Here is a 14,546-nt window from a genome sequence, read left to right on the forward strand (position 1 = left end):
CCTTTCGTAAAGTTTATGGGTGGATTAAAGGCATGGCAAAACTGCGGGTTGGTATCGTGTTTGGTGGAAAATCGGCAGAACACGAGGTGTCGCTGCAGTCGGCAAAAAATATCGTCGACGCCATTGATAAGTCGAAGTTTGATGTTGTGCTGCTGGGGATTGATAAACAGGGCCAGTGGCATATCAACGATGCGTCCAGCTACCTGCTGAACGCCAACAATCCGGCGCTTATCGCCCTGAACCGGTCAGAGAAAAACGTGGCGCTGGTCCCCGGCCAGACCGAACACCAGTTGATTGAAACCAGCACCGCAGAACAGCTTTCCCAAATTGACGTGATTTTCCCGATTGTGCACGGCACGCTGGGCGAAGACGGATCCCTGCAGGGCATGCTCCGCGTCGCCAATCTGCCGTTCGTTGGCTCCGGCGTGCTGGGCTCAGCTGTCAGCATGGATAAAGACGTCGCCAAACGCCTGCTGCGCGATGCGGGCCTGAACGTTGCTCCGTTCATCACGCTAACCCGCGCTAACCGCGCCAAAATCAGCTTCGCCGAGGTTGAAAAACAGCTGGGTCTGCCGCTGTTTGTGAAGCCAGCCAACCAGGGTTCCTCCGTCGGCGTCAGCAAAGCCAGCACCGAAGAGCAATATCACGCGGCGGTGGCGTTAGCCTTTGAGTTTGACCATAAAGTGGTGGTTGAAACCGGCATTAAAGGCCGTGAAATCGAGTGCGCCGTGCTGGGGAATGATTACCCACAGGCCAGCACCTGCGGGGAGATCGTGGTGAACAGCGAGTTCTATTCTTACGACACCAAGTACATTGATGAGCAGGCGGCACAGGTTGTCGTTCCGGCGGCGCTTGACGCCGACGTTAACGACAAAATCCGTAAAATTGCGGTTCGCGCCTATCAGGCGCTGGAATGTAGCGGCATGGCCCGCGTCGACGTGTTCCTGACGGAAAATAACGACGTGATCATCAATGAGATCAACACGCTGCCGGGCTTTACCAACATCAGCATGTATCCCAAGCTGTGGCAGGCCAGCGGTATCAGCTACCAGGAGTTGATTACCCGCCTGATTGAGCTTGCCCTTGAGCGCCACCAGCAGGATTGCGCGCTGAAAAGCTCGATCACTTCGTAATCCTTAAGGCTCCGCCGTGTCCGACTCTTCCCGGGGGCGGCGGATAATAAAGCCCGCAAGCCAAAAACCGATCGCCCAGGTCACCAGCCCCACCGCATAGCTCTGCCAGCCCTTCGTTTCCAGGCCCAGCAGGCCGACCACTCCATTCAGAATAAAAATCAGCCCAATCGCCACCGCATAGTAGTGCCAGTCCCGACGCATTTTCAGGGTTAACATAGCCGCCTCACGCATTCAAAAATAAGCCTGCAGGCATTGTCGCACATCGGCGGCAGAGAAACGCGCGGTTGCCACGCACTCTGCTAGCATAATGTTAACGAGATTTATCTTAAGTTAAGAAAATGTGAACTTGAGCAAAAAATGCAAATCCAGGAGGATTCTGGCCTTCAAATTACCAGCAATCTGATATTGACAACGCTTCTCTCCTGCCAAAATTCACGCGATGAGATGCCACACATTTGGTTCAGATTGCGTTTTTACGGGAGGTCGTGATGCCTGATATTTCATTGTCGAAAGCCGTTATTCCGGCTACTCGGGTCATAATGACAGCAAAATCAGAAAGATCGGTGCCGGGCAATATTGCCTATGCGCTGTTCGTTCTCTTTTGCTTCTGGGTGGCCACCCAAATGCTGAATCTTATTGTGCAGGCGCCCGGCCTGCTGGAATACCTGGCGCAAGGCAACGATGCCAGCCGCCCGCGCATTGAGATGGGCCTGGCGGTCAGCACCGTGTTCGGGTTGATTCCCTTCCTGCTTGGCGCTGTCGCTATCGGCATTGTCGCCCTGACGATACGCCTGAGAAACCGCCGCCACTCCGCCTGGTATTACTGATCAAAAAGGCGGAAGCTTTGCCGCTTCCGCCTGTCATCATCACCTCTGCATACAGCTTGCCCGCCTGTCGTCCACGCGTTTTGCAAACCAGGCCGTGGTCAAATTACGGGTGATTTTAGGGCTTTCAAGCACGATCCCCGGCAGCACTTCTCTGGCCAGCGGCTGCCCCGCTTTTTTCTCCGCTATCGCGAAGACCTGCTTGTAAAGACTGGTTTTTTCAAACCCAATGCTGTCACCTTTTTGTAGCGCCCTACGGATTTCACTGTCGCTCATATCCAGCTGTTTCGATAGCTTACGCACCGCCATTTCGGTGCTGCTCGGTTTATCGCTGGTGTACAGAATCAGGTCGCCGTCCAGCGCCAGCTTCACGCCCGTCGCCTTACTCACTGCGCTCTGGAAAGCCGCATTTCGGCTGGCGTACCAGCCCGCGTTGTAGTCGGCGAAGCGATAAAGCGATTTCGTATAGTTAGCCGGGTAATTCAGCAAATGGTAAGTCCCGAACCAAAGCCCACCGCGGCGGGTGAAAACTTCCTGTCGCACCGTCCCCTCTATTTTCCACGGGTAGCCATCGGTATGTTTCTCGGCAAAGGCCACGCTGACCTGCATCGTGCCACCGGTGCGTACCGGGTTAAAGCTGCCGAACAGCTTTTGCCCCATCGGCACCATCGTCAGGAAATCATCGAAAATTGCGCTGAGCTGCCCTTCAGTTTTGACGTTATCCAGCCTCTCGCTATAGCTTTTGCCGTTAGGGGAGTTAATGCGCAGCGCGGTGTGCACCAGCAGCGGCGGGATGTGCATTTTTTCCGCGCGGCGATCGATCTCTTTCCAGGCAATTTTATTCAACCCCGGCACCGCGGGATCGGCCTGCAAATTAGACTCCTGCAGCGCCACCGCCAGCACCGAACAGATATTCTCTTCGCTCTGCTCGAGGTTCTGGCTTTTCAGGGTCGTCAGCAGATCTTTTGCCAGCCCCGCGCGGTCCTTCACCCCGTCAGGGATTTTACGCTGGGCCAGGGTTTCGATATCTATCGGTTTTGCCGCCGTTGTCGTGGTACCCGGGGTTGTGGTTTTAGTTGTACAGCCAGCTAGCACAAGCAGCGCCAGCAGCCCCGGTACGGCAAGCCGCCGGGCCGGAGAGAGAGAACCCACCATGTTAATTTCCTTTCCCTTTCATCATCAACCGCACCACCCTGCCTGTTTTTCAGTTTGTGCGCTACTGGAAATCACCGATTGACAACTATATGCCTGGTCAGTAATTTCATTTGCAACTACTGACCAGGCAAATACCATGAGTAATACTACGGGTAATCCCTATTCCAAACTGCACCTTGGCCTGCTGATTCACCTGTCGAACCAGTTCAAAGACCAGCTCATCACCCAGTACTTTTCGCCGATGGGCATCACCGGTGCGCAATTTAAAGTCTTGATAAGCATCTTTAAGGGCTTTAACAGCCCGGTAGAAGTCAGCAAAAACCTGGTGATGGATACCGGCGCCATGAGCCGCATGCTTGAACGAATGGTGAAGCGAGATCTGATCGTGCGAAACGTGAACCCCGAAGATAAACGCCAGGTCATTCTGGCGCTGACCGAGAAAGGGCAAGAGCTGTGCGAAGCTTTCCAGAACGATGCGCTGGCGTCGATCATCGGCACCCTTACCGAGCGCCTGACGCCTGAAGAAGCAAAGCAGCTCAATGAACTGCTGATCAAAATGCTGCCGGATGAGATCACCGAGCGCCACCTCTAAGCTTTCTGATTAAGGCCACATAAAAATGCAAACCTCTACCGAGCAGGTTGAACGCGCGCCGAGCAAGCGCAAGCGTAACTTCGCCATTTTTCTCATTATCCTGCTGCTGATCGGCGCTGGTTGCGTGGCGTGGTACATGCTTTACGCGCGCTACTACGAAACCACCGACGACGCCTACGTTAACGGCAACCAGGTGACGCTGACGCCGCAAATCGGCGGCACGGTAACCCAGGTCAGTGTCGATGAAGGTGACTACGTCGAAAAAGGGCAGCCGCTGGTGCAGCTCGACCCGAGCGACACCGAAATCGCGCTCCAGCAGGCAGAAGCTAACCTGGCAAATACCGTGCGTCAGGTGCGTGGGCTTTACAGCACCGCAGATAACTACCGGGCCCAGGTCGCCGCGAAGCAGGTGGCGCTGCAAACGGCACAGAGCGACTACGCTCGCCGCCAGAAGATTTTTGCCACCGGCGCTATCGCCGCTGAAGATTTGGCCCACTATCGCGATGCCGTCACCAGCGCACAAAGCGATCTCACCGCCGCCCAGCAGGCATTACGCACTAATTTAGCGATGGTGGATGACACGGTTATCGACAGCCATCCGGAAATTAAAAGCGCCGTAGCCACGCTGCGCCAGCGTTTCCTCGATAACGCCCGCAGCACCATCGTTGCGCCGGTGAGCGGCTTTGTCGCTAAACGCGCCGTTCAGCTGGGAATGCGCGTTGATTCCGGCACCACCCTGCTGGCGATTGTGCCGCTGGACCAGGTCTGGGTTGACGCCAACTTCAAAGAGAGCCAGATGCAGGACATGCGCCTGGGGCAGAAAGTAACGCTCACTGCCGATCTCTATGGGGACGACGTGGAGTATCACGGCACCATTGAAAGCCTCGGCATCGGCACCGGCAGCGCCTTCTCGCTGCTACCGGCCCAGAACGCCAGCGGGAACTGGATCAAAATCGTTCAGCGCCTGCCGGTCCGCATTACGCTTGATCCGCACGACATGCAGAAACACCCGCTGCGGGTAGGCCTGTCGATGTTTGCTCGCGTTGATATTCGTAATGCAGACGGCCACCTGCTGCCGCAAAAAACCGTCGCCGCGCCGCGCTTCACCACCGACGTTTACCAGAACGCGCTGGACGAAGCTGACCAACTGGTCACCAAAATCCTTCATGACAACAGCCAGCCGGTAGCATCAGCCAACCGCTAAGAGAGACGTTATGCAAGATAAGGCGGCGTTTACGCCTCCCAGCCTGCTGCTGGCGACGATCGCGCTGTCGCTGGCGACGTTTATGCAGGTGCTGGACTCCACCATCGCTAACGTGGCGCTGCCGACGATCGCCGGTAACCTCGGCGTCAGCGCCGACCAGGGCACCTGGGTTATCACCTCGTTCGCGGTGTGTAACGCCATTGCCCTGCCGCTGACCGGCTGGTTTACCCGCCGGTTCGGGCAGCTCAAACTGTTCGTCGGATCCGTGGCGCTGTTCACCCTCACCTCGTTCCTGTGCGGCTTTGCCCACAGCATGACCGAGCTGATTATCTTCCGCGCGCTGCAGGGCTTTTTCGCCGGGCCAATGTTCCCGATGTGCCAGACGCTGTTGCTGATTATCTTCCCGTCCAGCAAGCGAAGTATGGCGCTGGCGCTGCTGTCGATGGTGACGGTTGTCGCGCCGATTGTGGGGCCGATCACCGGCGGCTGGATCACCGATAACTATTCCTGGCCGTGGATCTTCTACATCAACGTGCCAATCGGGATCTTTGCCGCCATCGTGGTCTGGACGCAGCTGCGCGAGCGTGAAGAGACAACCACCATCGCCCCTATCGACTACATCGGAATTGCCCTGCTGGTGCTGGGCGTGGGGCTGCTGCAGGTGGTGCTGGATAAGGGGAACGATCTCGACTGGTTCGCCTCGCCGGAGATCATCACCATGTCGGTTATCTCCGCGGTTTCACTGGTGTCGTTTGTCATCTGGGAACTGGGCGAGCGCCACCCGATAGTCAACCTGCGGCTGTTCGCCGACCGCAACTTCGCCATCGGGACACTGTCGTTGACGCTGGGCTATGCGGCGTTCTTCGCCATTAACATTATTCTGCCGCAGTGGCTGCAAACCCAGATGGGTTACACCGCAATTTGGGCCGGGCTGGCCGCTGCCCCGATGGGCGTGCTGCCGCTCTTACTTACGCCGATTGTCGGGCGCTACGCCAACAAAGTGGATATGCGCCTGCTGGCCACGCTGTCGTTCCTGACCATGGGCGCTTCGTGCCTGCTGCGCGCACAGTTTAATACCAACGTGGATTTCCGCACCATCGCCGAAGTGCAGCTGTTTATGGGGATTGGCGTGGCATTCTTCTTCATGCCGATCACCACCATTGTGCTGTCGAATCTGCACGGCGTTGAGGTCGCGGAAGGCTCCGGACTGGCAACCTTTTTCCGCGTGCTTGGCGGGTCGTTTGCTTCGTCCCTGACCACCTGGATTTGGTCGCGCCGCGAGGTTTATCACCATGCCAACCTGACGGAGAGCGTCTCAGCCTACAATCCGTCGGCGGTGGATTACCTGCACAAGATGGGCGGCGCCACGCAGCAGCACCTGGCCGTGGTGGATAAAACCATTGAGCAGCAGGCCTATATGATGTCGACCATCGACTACTTCTGGCTGCTGGGCTGGGGCTTTATGGCGCTGATTTTGGTGATTTGGTTTGCCCGTCCGCCGTTTATACGGGCTGGAGCGCCGGGTGCTCCTTCCGCAGGGCACTGATCAAAAAAAGGGATGACATCTTGTCATCCCTTTTCTTTTAGCCTCAGACGGCTTCTTCGGTGCCCGGCACCGGCACATCCTGCAGCGTTCTCTCAAAGCTGCGCAGACGCTTGTAGATAGACATCAGCTCAACCAGCGTGGTCCAGGAGCTGATCAAGTACTGGAACGAGCCGCGAACCTGGCCAAAGGCGTTGGTGATCTGCTGCATCAGCCCCAGGGTAATCGCGCCTGCGGCAATAGAAGGGAACAGCAGGAAAAGACCAAACACGTTGTCTATCTGCAGATAAAGAATCCGCACAATATTAAAATAGGTGTAGTGGAAGTAGAGACGGAAATAGTTATGCCGCACGTCGCCAAACAGCGCTTTAACCGTTGGAGGCGTAGCACGGCTGCCGTCGTCTTCCCCGTAAACCAGCTCTTTACGGTAGGCGGCCTCAACTTTTTGGTTATTAAACTGCAGCCCCGGCAGCTTTATCCCGACCGCGGCCAGCAGGCCGGTTCCCATCAGCGACCAGATAATCGCCGCAATCACCAGGCCATAAGGCACCGCCCCGACAATCGGCAGTTCTTTCACGTGCGGAGACAGCGCGACAAGAATCGGCAGGAAAGCAATCAGCGTCATCACCGACTGCAGCAGGCTCACGCCCATATCCTCAAGCGTAGAGGCAAAGCGCATGGTGTCTTCCTGAACACGCTGGGCAGCCCCTTCGATGTGGCGCAGTTTCTGCCAGTGCTCCATATAGTAGTCGTTCATCGCCGTGCGCCAGCGAAACACATAATGGCTGATAAAGAAGCTGTTCAGCACGCCGACGGTGACATAAATCAGCGCGATACCAAGAAACACGCCGGTTTCGCTATAGAATCGCTGCAGCGGGACTTTATTCGGGGACGCTAACGCGGTTTGGATAAGGTCAAAGAACGGCGCATACCAGGCGTTGATCGCTACGCCCAGCTCGACCATAAACCAGGTCACAAAGACGATAAGCGAAGAGCCGAGAATCGACCAGCGCTGCCACGGATGCGGACTCACCAGCGCCCATACACCGGCAAAAAGGCCCACACAGACAGCATAAAAAGCATAAAAAACAAATGCTTTTAACGTCCAGAAACGTGCCGCACTGATCGGTATTTGCTGGCTCGCGCCCACAAGATTCTCTAACCACAGGCCGCCGCCGGCCTGCCAGAATATCACTGCGAGCAGTCCCCATATTGCCGCCGAAATAAAAAACAGCTTCGGTGACGGGAAGAAAGATTTAAACATTACAGCACTCCTGGTACGACTTTTTGTTGTTATATCTGCTGGTTATAGCGAACGTTCTACGATAATGCTTGCTGAATGTTGTATCAAGGAGTGAGAGCGGCTTACATAACTTAGCGCCAGCCGTCGAGAATGGCCGCGGTGGTTTTCACTGTCAGGGTATTGCCCGGAATCGACAGATTGGCCCAAACCTCGTTGTGGTGATTAATCAGCGCTTCGGCGCTCACCGATGCACGGTCCGCCGTGGTATGGGCATCGCTGGCAACCGTCATCGCATAGCCCCGGCTGACGCCATTTTTAATGGTGGTATCCACACAGTAATCCGTGGCACAGCCGCATACGACCAGCGCATTAATCCCATGCTGTTTTAACAGAGAGTCCAGTTCGGTGTGGTAAAACGCGTCGCACGCCGTTTTGGTCACATACAGCGCCCCTTCCGGGCGGTGAAGTTCAGGAATAATGTCGAAGGCGTCACTGCCCGGCTGCAGTTCCGCTTCATTATGCTGAATAAAAATGACTTTATCGGCGGCATCAATGAGTTGATTAATTCTGGCGGCAGTTTTTTCGCGGGCGCGGCGGGGGGACTCCAGGACACCGTTTTGCATATCGATGACCATCACAATGCGCGATGCAGGCATGCTAACTCTCCTCAATTAAGAAGAAAAAAGCGTAGCACACCTGCCTAAAGATTAAATCGTGTAAAGCCCGGCGTGGCCAAAAGGCCGGGTTTTAAAACGGCGGTGCAGCCACAGATACTGCTCCGGCGCGCGCATAATTTCGTGCTCAATCTTACGGTTCATGTAAGCCGCAGCAGCCTGCTCATCTTCGGCCGGATAGTCATAAAACTCAGGTTCGATAACCAACTGGTAACCGGATCCGCCGGGCTTGCGAATCAAAACCGTGGTCAGAATGGCGGGTTTTGCCAGGCGAGCAATGGTAAAGGTGCCGTTGGTGGTCGCAGCATCCTGAACCGCAAAGAATGGCGCAAAGGAACTGCCTTTCGGGCCGTAATCCTGGTCCGGCGCGAACCACACGGCCTCACCGGATTTCAGCGCCTTCACCATTCCTTTCAGGTTACGCCTGTCGAGCATCGCTTTGTTGGAGCGCGAGCGCCCACGGGTTTGCACATATTCCATGACTTTGTTGTTGTGCGGCCGGTACATCGCCATCATTGGACGACACAGCCCCATTACGCGCCCGCCCAGTTCCAGCGACATAAAATGCACGCCGATAACCATCACGCCTTTGCCTTTATCGCAGGCAGCATTGATGTGCTCCAGGCCGCGAACGTCAAACCATTTGCGCACTCTCGCATCCGGCCAGAACCAAGCCATGCCAGTCTCAATCAGCCCCATCCCGAGGGAGGAAAAGTTTTGCCGCACGGTGGCCTCAACCTGCTCTTCGCTGTAGTGCGGGAAGCAAAGGTGAAGATTCTGGCGGGCAATGGTGACCCGGCGCTTGAGAAAATACATCGAGAAACGGCCAATCAGGTCGCCCATTTTCATCAATACCGGGTACGGAAGCTGAACCCACAGCCAAAGCACACCCAGCCCAAACCAGGTCAGCCAATAGCGAGGATGCAGGAGGCACTTATAAAACAGCGGTTTAGTAGACATATTCACTTCTTTAATGCGAGGGGATAATGTATCGCATAAAGAATTGAATCAATCGCGGTACGCCTTAAGCCGTTACTAAGATTCCGGGGTTCAGAAATAGTTGCACTCAGACCGTTAATAACGAGCAGGATAATACGCACTTTTTGCTAAAGCAGCGTAGCGAAATCATCGGTCTTTAATCTTATTTAAGATCTTTCTTTATGGTCGCCGGGCAACAGCGCCAGCCGGAGTGTAAAAACACGCAAAAGATGCTTTATTAAACCGCAACTGACAAACTTTTGTGCGTCATCTGGTGATGTAACGCACGGTTACGCTTTTCAGGCCGTAAAGGCTGAATTGACGCTTTGCATAAGGGCGCGGAGTAGTATAAATACCTGCTATACCGCCTTATTTTTTAAACTGGATTTTTGCGTTGAAAACTCGTCTTCCTCGTCTTCTTTTGCTGGCCGCTGCGCTGCTGCCGGCGCTCAGTTTTGCGCAACCGTCTCCGGCACCTGAATTTGCCGCCGACGTTGTCGATCGCTATGCCAACCATATTTATTACGGCAGTGGAGCCACCGGCATGGCTATCGTGGTGATTGACGGTAACCAGCGGGTGTTTCGCAGCTTCGGCGATACCCGGCCAGGCAATAACGTTCGCCCGCAGCTGGATTCGGTGATCCGCATCGCCTCACTGACAAAGCTGATGACCAGCGAAATGCTGGTAAAAATGCTCGATCAGGGGAAGGTTCAGCTCAACGATCCGCTCAGCAAATATGCGCCTCCCGGCGCCCGGGTGCCGACCTTTAACGGCCAGCCGATTACGCTGATTAACCTGGCCACTCATACCAGTTCCCTGCCGCGCGAACAGCCCGGCGGCGCACCGCACCGCACGGTGTTCACCTGGCCGACGCGGGATCAGCGCTGGAACTGGCTCTCGCAGGCCACGCTGAAAGCCGCCCCGGGCACCGTGGCCGCCTATTCAAACCTGGCGTTTGACCTGCTGGCCGATGCCCTGTCCCGCGCAACCGGCAGGCCATATGCCGACCTGTTCGATGAGCAAATCGCTCGCCCGCTGGGAATGAAAGACACCACCTTTACCCCGTCACCAGACCAGTGCAAGCGCCTGATGATTGCCGAGAAAGGCGCCAGCCCTTGCGATAACACGCTGGCGGCGGTGGGCAGCGGCGGCGTCTATTCTACCCCCGGCGATATGATGCGCTGGATGCAGCAATTCCTCTCTTCCGACTTCCATCATCGCGGCGGCCAGGCAGACAGAATGCAAACGCTGATTTATCAGCGCAGCCAGTTGCATAAGGTCATTGGCATGGACGTGCCGGGGAAAGCCGACGCGCTGGGCATGGGCTGGGTCTGGATGTCACCGAAAGAGGGCCGTCCGGGCATTATTCAGAAAACCGGCGGCGGCGGCGGCTTTATCACCTACATGGCAATGGTGCCGCAGAACAACGTGGGCGTTTTTGTGGTGGTCACACGCTCGCCGCTGACTCGCTTCGTTAACATGAGCGACGGCGTGAACGATCTGGTGACTGAACTTAGCGGTAATAAGGCTGTAGTAACACCGGCATCCTGAGGATTGCGCGCGGCGTTTAGCTTACCGCCGCGCCATTTTTACGGCGCTTCTTATCCACATACATAAGCGTGTCCGCCTCGCGTATCGCATCGTCCGGCGTGATAGTAGCCGGATTCACGGCGATAGCCCCGATGCTGGGCCCCGCATAATCAATCACGCAGGATTTTAGCTGGTACTCGCCGCTCAGCAGCTCTGCCAGCCTGGCACGAAAAGCCATGGTCGCTCGCAGAGCTTCGCTGTATTCCGTAGGCCCCGCACCGGCAACGATAAACTCATCGCCGCCCAGGCGACCTAATATTTCGTCCCCCCTCACGCCCTCTTTCAGCCGCTGGCCGATGGCGCAAAGGAAATCGTCCCCGGTTTCATGCCCGTGCAAATCGTTTATCTGTTTAAATCCATCCAGATCGGCAAAGGCCACCAGCACGTAGCGGGCGTCATCTTTGGCGCGCGAGAACAAACGAGGCAGCTGGTCGAAGACCGCGCGGCGGTTAGGCAATCCGGTTAATTCATCGGTGTAGCTGGCGGTCGTCAGCGCGACGTTGGCCTGCTGAAGCTTTTTCAATAGCTGCTCATTCTGAATCTGCTGTGCAATCAGCTGAGAAAACAGCTGCAAGACCTGTTCGCTATGATCGGTCAGCTCGCGCTGTTCAGAACTGGCGGCGCAGAGCGTGCCGTAGAGCGAACCATCGGCAAGGGTCACGGGCGTGCTGACGTAGGTCACAATCCCCAGCGCCTTTGCCGCTTCAGAATCACCCCATACGCTTGCGACATCGCAGGTATAGCGGCGGCCTTCGTCTAAAGCGCGTTTGCACAGCGTATCTTCCCAGGGGACGGAAAGCCCCTCTGGAATATTCATCGCTTTGGTATTGCGGGAGAAAACAATATGCTGCTGGCTGCCCTCCGCGTCGATGCGGGTCAGGTAGGTGGATTCCATGTTGGTCACCAGCTCCAACATTTCCAGCAGCTGTCTGACCAAACCTTCCAGGGTGTATTCGGCGTCTAAGGCGGAAGAGATACGCTCAATTAGATTATCAATCATCACTCTGAAATACCTTTATCGGAGGTGCAGACTTGCGCCGGGAAGCGCACTTTTTACCGTATCACAACGGCAACTTCTACCCCTCAAAATATGATATTTCTGCCGGTAATTAAACCTTGCAAAATGTAGCGGCTTAGTGTGAATGCAGCTTTCCCCGGGAATCCAGGGAGATAAGCACCACCGAGGAGATAATCAGCAGCGACCCCAGCCAGTCCGGCAGCGTAAAGCTAATGCCCAGCAGCAGCACCGAGAGCAATGCGCTGCTCAGTGGCTCCGCGCAACTCAGAATGCTGGCCTTTGGCCCGCCAATCATTTGCGCCCCGGTCAGGTAGAGGCTGAAAGTGATCGCCGTGCCGACTATCACCAGGTAGAAGAAGGCCAGCAGCGTGCCGCCGGTGGCGGTAAAACTGCCGATCTGGCTGGCGTAAAACGGCAGGAGCGCCGCGCCGCCCAGCAGCATACTCCAGCCCACAACGGGCAGTGTGCCGTAGCGAGCAATCAGCTTCGAGGGATAGGTCGTGTAAAACGCTGCGGCAAACGCGGAGGCGATACCCCAGAATAACGCGCTGCCGGAAATGGTGATCGACGCCGGGTTGCCGTGAGTCACCAGCACAAACGTCCCAATTAACGAGGTGCCAATCGCGGCATAAACCAGTTTGCCGGAACGCTTTTTCCGCACAAAGGCAAACCAGGCCACGATAATGGTCGGCGAAAGGAATTGCAGCACCGTAGCTGTCGCGGCGTTGGACTGTTCGATGGTCAAAAGGAAGGTCAGCTGCACCGTCAACGCGCCGCAGAGGGTAAAAATCAGCAGGGAAATCAGGTCGTTTCGTTGCTTAAACACGGCGAAGATTTTGTCCCCGTGCATAAACGACAGCATCAGCAGAATCAGGCCGGAGAACAGCAGTCGGAGCATGGTCAGCGACGCCGAGGAAATATGGCTTTGCTCCATAATGTACTGCGCACAAACCCCGGAGCTTCCCCACAGCACCGCCGCAAACAACACATACAGCATCCCTTTCCGACTAACGCTCATTCCCCTGCCCTTTTAACACCCGTTTCTTTAGAGCAGCATGATAGCGTAAATCCGGGAGGATAAGGTGCCGGACAGTGCTGTTGCCCTTGTCCGGCGGAGTAAAATTAACTGACTTTAGACCGCAGTATGACGACTTATGCTTTACGGCGCAGCAGCTTAAAGGCAATAAAGAGGAACACTATCCAGGCCGGCAGCAGCATGGCAGACACGCGCATCCCGTCGAGGGTACACATCAGCCCCAGCACCATCATCATAAAGGCGATGCACAGGTAGTTACCGAACGGGTAAAGCAGCGCCTTGAAGCTGGTTTCGTGCCCCTGGCTACGCATCGCGCGGCGGAACTTGATGTGCGCCAGCGAAATCATGATCCAGTTCAGCAGCAGCGTCGCCACCACCAGCGCCATCAGCAGCCCAAAGGCGTCATGCGGCAGCACGTAGTTGAGGACAACAACCAGCGAAGTGATCGCGCCAGACAGCAGCAGTGAATTCACCGGCACGCCACCGCGGCTGACTTTCGCCAGGAATTTTGGCGCATTGCGCTGCACGGAGAGGCCGAACAGCATCCGGCTGTTGGAATACACGCCGCTGTTATAAACCGACAACGAAGCCACCAGAATCACGAAGTTGAGCGCCGAGGCGACCACATTGCTGTTCAGCTCGTGGAAAATCATCACAAACGGGCTGCTGTTGGACTTGATCTCCAGCCACGGGTAGAGCGAAAGCAGCACCACCAGCGAGCCGATATAAAACAGCAGAATGCGATACACCACCTGGTTTACCGCTTTCGGGATGGTGGTTTGTGGCGAACGCGCCTCGGCAGCCGTAATACCGATAAGCTCCAGCCCGCCGAACGAGAACATAATCACCGCGAGGGACAAAATCAGCCCGTGCCAGCCCGTGGCGAGGAAGCCCCCGTGCTGCCAGAGGTTGCTCACGCCCGCGCGCTCGCCGCCGTGGCCGGAGGCCAGCAGCCAGATGCCGAAGCCAATCATGCCGACAATCGCCAGCACCTTAATCAGCGCAAACCAGAACTCCATCTCGCCATAAAGGCGCACGTTCACCAGGTTCGCAGCGTTAATCACCACAAAGAACAGCGCCACCCAGGTCCAGGTCGGCACGTCCGGGAACCAGTACTGCATATAAATGCCGCCGGCGGTCAGCTCTGCCATGCCGACCAGCACGAACATCACCCAGTAATTCCAGCCGGACAGGAAGCCAGCAAACGGCCCCCAATATTTATAGGCAAAATGCGAAAACGAACCAGAAACCGGCTCTTCAACCACCATCTCACCGAGCTGTCGCATGATCAGAAATGCAATGATCCCCGCCACGCCGTAGCCCAGCAGGACGGCAGGCCCCGCCATTTGGATCGCCGGGCCAATGCCGAGAAAGAGTCCGGTGCCGATCGCACCGCCCAGCGCAATCAGCTGAATATGGCGATTCTGCAAGCCGCGCTGTAATTGATGGCCATCCTCCGGCCCCGCACCCTGGCCCTGTGGCTCAGAGGCGACTGACGTGTTTTTCACGCCCTGCTCCTTTGTGATTTGTCAAAGGGGCACCTTTTAACACCTGA

At 56.2% G+C, this 14,546-nt stretch carries 14 protein-coding genes; 6 read left to right on the forward strand and 8 right to left on the reverse strand.

Annotated features, from left to right (window positions below; genetic code table 11):
• Positions 1 to 32 precede the first annotated feature (32 nt).
• Positions 33 to 1,133, forward strand: coding sequence for a D-alanine--D-alanine ligase (gene ddlA / locus ACR6JA_RS18285; protein ID WP_166866425.1), 1,101 nt, complete (start codon positions 33 to 35; stop codon positions 1,131 to 1,133).
• A 3-nt stretch (positions 1,134 to 1,136) separates the two neighbouring features.
• Here the strand turns inward: ddlA and ACR6JA_RS18290 are convergent, their stop codons facing one another.
• Positions 1,137 to 1,349 carry a DUF2754 family protein gene (locus ACR6JA_RS18290; protein ID WP_213713139.1) on the reverse strand — a complete coding sequence of 71 codons (213 nt, stop codon included), beginning with the start codon at positions 1,347 to 1,349 and terminating at the stop codon, positions 1,137 to 1,139.
• 272 nt (positions 1,350 to 1,621) lie between these two features.
• Here ACR6JA_RS18290 and ACR6JA_RS18295 point away from each other — a divergent pair, with 272 nt between their 5' ends.
• On the forward strand, positions 1,622 to 1,960 hold the full coding sequence (locus tag ACR6JA_RS18295) for a DUF2755 family protein (RefSeq protein ID WP_039296508.1): 339 nt from the start codon (positions 1,622 to 1,624) through the stop codon (positions 1,958 to 1,960).
• A 39-nt stretch (positions 1,961 to 1,999) separates the two neighbouring features.
• Here ACR6JA_RS18295 and ACR6JA_RS18300 read toward each other — a convergent pair whose 3' ends face one another.
• Positions 2,000 to 3,112: a DUF1615 domain-containing protein gene (locus ACR6JA_RS18300; protein ID WP_213713137.1), complete on the reverse strand. Its 1,113-nt coding sequence runs from the start codon at positions 3,110 to 3,112 to the stop codon at positions 2,000 to 2,002.
• Between the two features lie 136 nt (positions 3,113 to 3,248).
• Here ACR6JA_RS18300 and ACR6JA_RS18305 point away from each other — a divergent pair, with 136 nt between their 5' ends.
• Genes ACR6JA_RS18305 through ACR6JA_RS18315 form a run of 3 tightly spaced genes read left to right on the forward strand, consistent with a single transcriptional unit; the run spans position 3,249 to position 6,454 of the window.
• Complete coding sequence (locus ACR6JA_RS18305; RefSeq protein WP_008454465.1) at positions 3,249 to 3,704, forward strand: transcriptional regulator, SarA/Rot family; 456 nt, start codon at positions 3,249 to 3,251, stop codon at positions 3,702 to 3,704.
• Positions 3,705 to 3,729: 25 nt separating this feature from the next.
• Positions 3,730 to 4,908: an HlyD family secretion protein gene (locus ACR6JA_RS18310; RefSeq protein ID WP_166876198.1), complete on the forward strand. Its 1,179-nt coding sequence runs from the start codon at positions 3,730 to 3,732 to the stop codon at positions 4,906 to 4,908.
• Between the two features lie 10 nt (positions 4,909 to 4,918).
• Complete coding sequence (locus ACR6JA_RS18315) at positions 4,919 to 6,454, forward strand: DHA2 family efflux MFS transporter permease subunit (protein WP_494494021.1); 1,536 nt, start codon at positions 4,919 to 4,921, stop codon at positions 6,452 to 6,454.
• Between the two features lie 43 nt (positions 6,455 to 6,497).
• Here the strand turns inward: ACR6JA_RS18315 and sbmA are convergent, their stop codons facing one another.
• The 3 genes from sbmA to lpxP form a co-directional block, all read right to left on the reverse strand.
• On the reverse strand, positions 6,498 to 7,715 hold the full coding sequence (gene sbmA / locus ACR6JA_RS18320; protein WP_213713131.1) for a peptide antibiotic transporter SbmA: 1,218 nt from the start codon (positions 7,713 to 7,715) through the stop codon (positions 6,498 to 6,500).
• A gap of 110 nt (positions 7,716 to 7,825) precedes the next feature.
• On the reverse strand, positions 7,826 to 8,350 hold the full coding sequence (locus ACR6JA_RS18325; RefSeq protein WP_494494020.1) for an isochorismatase family protein: 525 nt from the start codon (positions 8,348 to 8,350) through the stop codon (positions 7,826 to 7,828).
• Between the two features lie 51 nt (positions 8,351 to 8,401).
• Complete coding sequence (gene lpxP, locus ACR6JA_RS18330; RefSeq protein ID WP_494494019.1) at positions 8,402 to 9,328, reverse strand: kdo(2)-lipid IV(A) palmitoleoyltransferase; 927 nt, start codon at positions 9,326 to 9,328, stop codon at positions 8,402 to 8,404.
• Positions 9,329 to 9,740: 412 nt separating this feature from the next.
• Between lpxP and ampH the strand changes: the two genes are divergently transcribed.
• Positions 9,741 to 10,898: a D-alanyl-D-alanine-carboxypeptidase/endopeptidase AmpH gene (gene ampH, locus ACR6JA_RS18335; protein WP_494494018.1), complete on the forward strand. Its 1,158-nt coding sequence runs from the start codon at positions 9,741 to 9,743 to the stop codon at positions 10,896 to 10,898.
• 16 nt (positions 10,899 to 10,914) lie between these two features.
• On the opposite strand, the gene ACR6JA_RS18340 is transcribed toward ampH, so the two are convergent.
• The 3 genes from ACR6JA_RS18340 to pheP all read right to left on the reverse strand — a co-directional run bounded on the left by ACR6JA_RS18340 (position 10,915) and on the right by pheP (position 14,499).
• Positions 10,915 to 11,937, reverse strand: coding sequence for a sensor domain-containing diguanylate cyclase (locus ACR6JA_RS18340; RefSeq protein ID WP_213713123.1), 1,023 nt, complete (start codon positions 11,935 to 11,937; stop codon positions 10,915 to 10,917).
• Positions 11,938 to 12,070: 133 nt separating this feature from the next.
• Complete coding sequence (locus ACR6JA_RS18345; protein WP_166876213.1) at positions 12,071 to 12,973, reverse strand: EamA family transporter; 903 nt, start codon at positions 12,971 to 12,973, stop codon at positions 12,071 to 12,073.
• A gap of 134 nt (positions 12,974 to 13,107) precedes the next feature.
• Entirely contained in the window at positions 13,108 to 14,499 is a 1,392-nt protein-coding gene (pheP, locus tag ACR6JA_RS18350) for a phenylalanine transporter (protein WP_213713121.1), read from the reverse strand.
• Positions 14,500 to 14,546 lie beyond the last annotated feature (47 nt).

The organism is Cedecea sp. B1(4) (assembly GCF_059414925.1).

Excerpts from the sequence above, each read along its gene's own strand:
- ddlA (WP_166866425.1), top strand. The coding sequence starts at position 33 with ATGGCAAAACTGCGGGTTGGTATCGTGTTTGGTGGAAAATCGGCAGAA.
- ACR6JA_RS18290 (WP_213713139.1), bottom strand. The coding sequence starts at position 1,349 with ATGTTAACCCTGAAAATGCGTCGGGACTGGCACTACTATGCGGTGGCG.
- ACR6JA_RS18295 (WP_039296508.1), top strand. The coding sequence starts at position 1,622 with ATGCCTGATATTTCATTGTCGAAAGCCGTTATTCCGGCTACTCGGGTC.
- ACR6JA_RS18300 (WP_213713137.1), bottom strand. The coding sequence starts at position 3,112 with ATGGTGGGTTCTCTCTCTCCGGCCCGGCGGCTTGCCGTACCGGGGCTG.
- ACR6JA_RS18305 (WP_008454465.1), top strand. The coding sequence starts at position 3,249 with ATGAGTAATACTACGGGTAATCCCTATTCCAAACTGCACCTTGGCCTG.
- ACR6JA_RS18310 (WP_166876198.1), top strand. The coding sequence starts at position 3,730 with ATGCAAACCTCTACCGAGCAGGTTGAACGCGCGCCGAGCAAGCGCAAG.
- ACR6JA_RS18315 (WP_494494021.1), top strand. The coding sequence starts at position 4,919 with ATGCAAGATAAGGCGGCGTTTACGCCTCCCAGCCTGCTGCTGGCGACG.
- sbmA (WP_213713131.1), bottom strand. The coding sequence starts at position 7,715 with ATGTTTAAATCTTTCTTCCCGTCACCGAAGCTGTTTTTTATTTCGGCG.
- ACR6JA_RS18325 (WP_494494020.1), bottom strand. The coding sequence starts at position 8,350 with ATGCCTGCATCGCGCATTGTGATGGTCATCGATATGCAAAACGGTGTC.
- lpxP (WP_494494019.1), bottom strand. The coding sequence starts at position 9,328 with ATGTCTACTAAACCGCTGTTTTATAAGTGCCTCCTGCATCCTCGCTAT.
- ACR6JA_RS18340 (WP_213713123.1), bottom strand. The coding sequence starts at position 11,937 with ATGATTGATAATCTAATTGAGCGTATCTCTTCCGCCTTAGACGCCGAA.
- ACR6JA_RS18345 (WP_166876213.1), bottom strand. The coding sequence starts at position 12,973 with ATGAGCGTTAGTCGGAAAGGGATGCTGTATGTGTTGTTTGCGGCGGTG.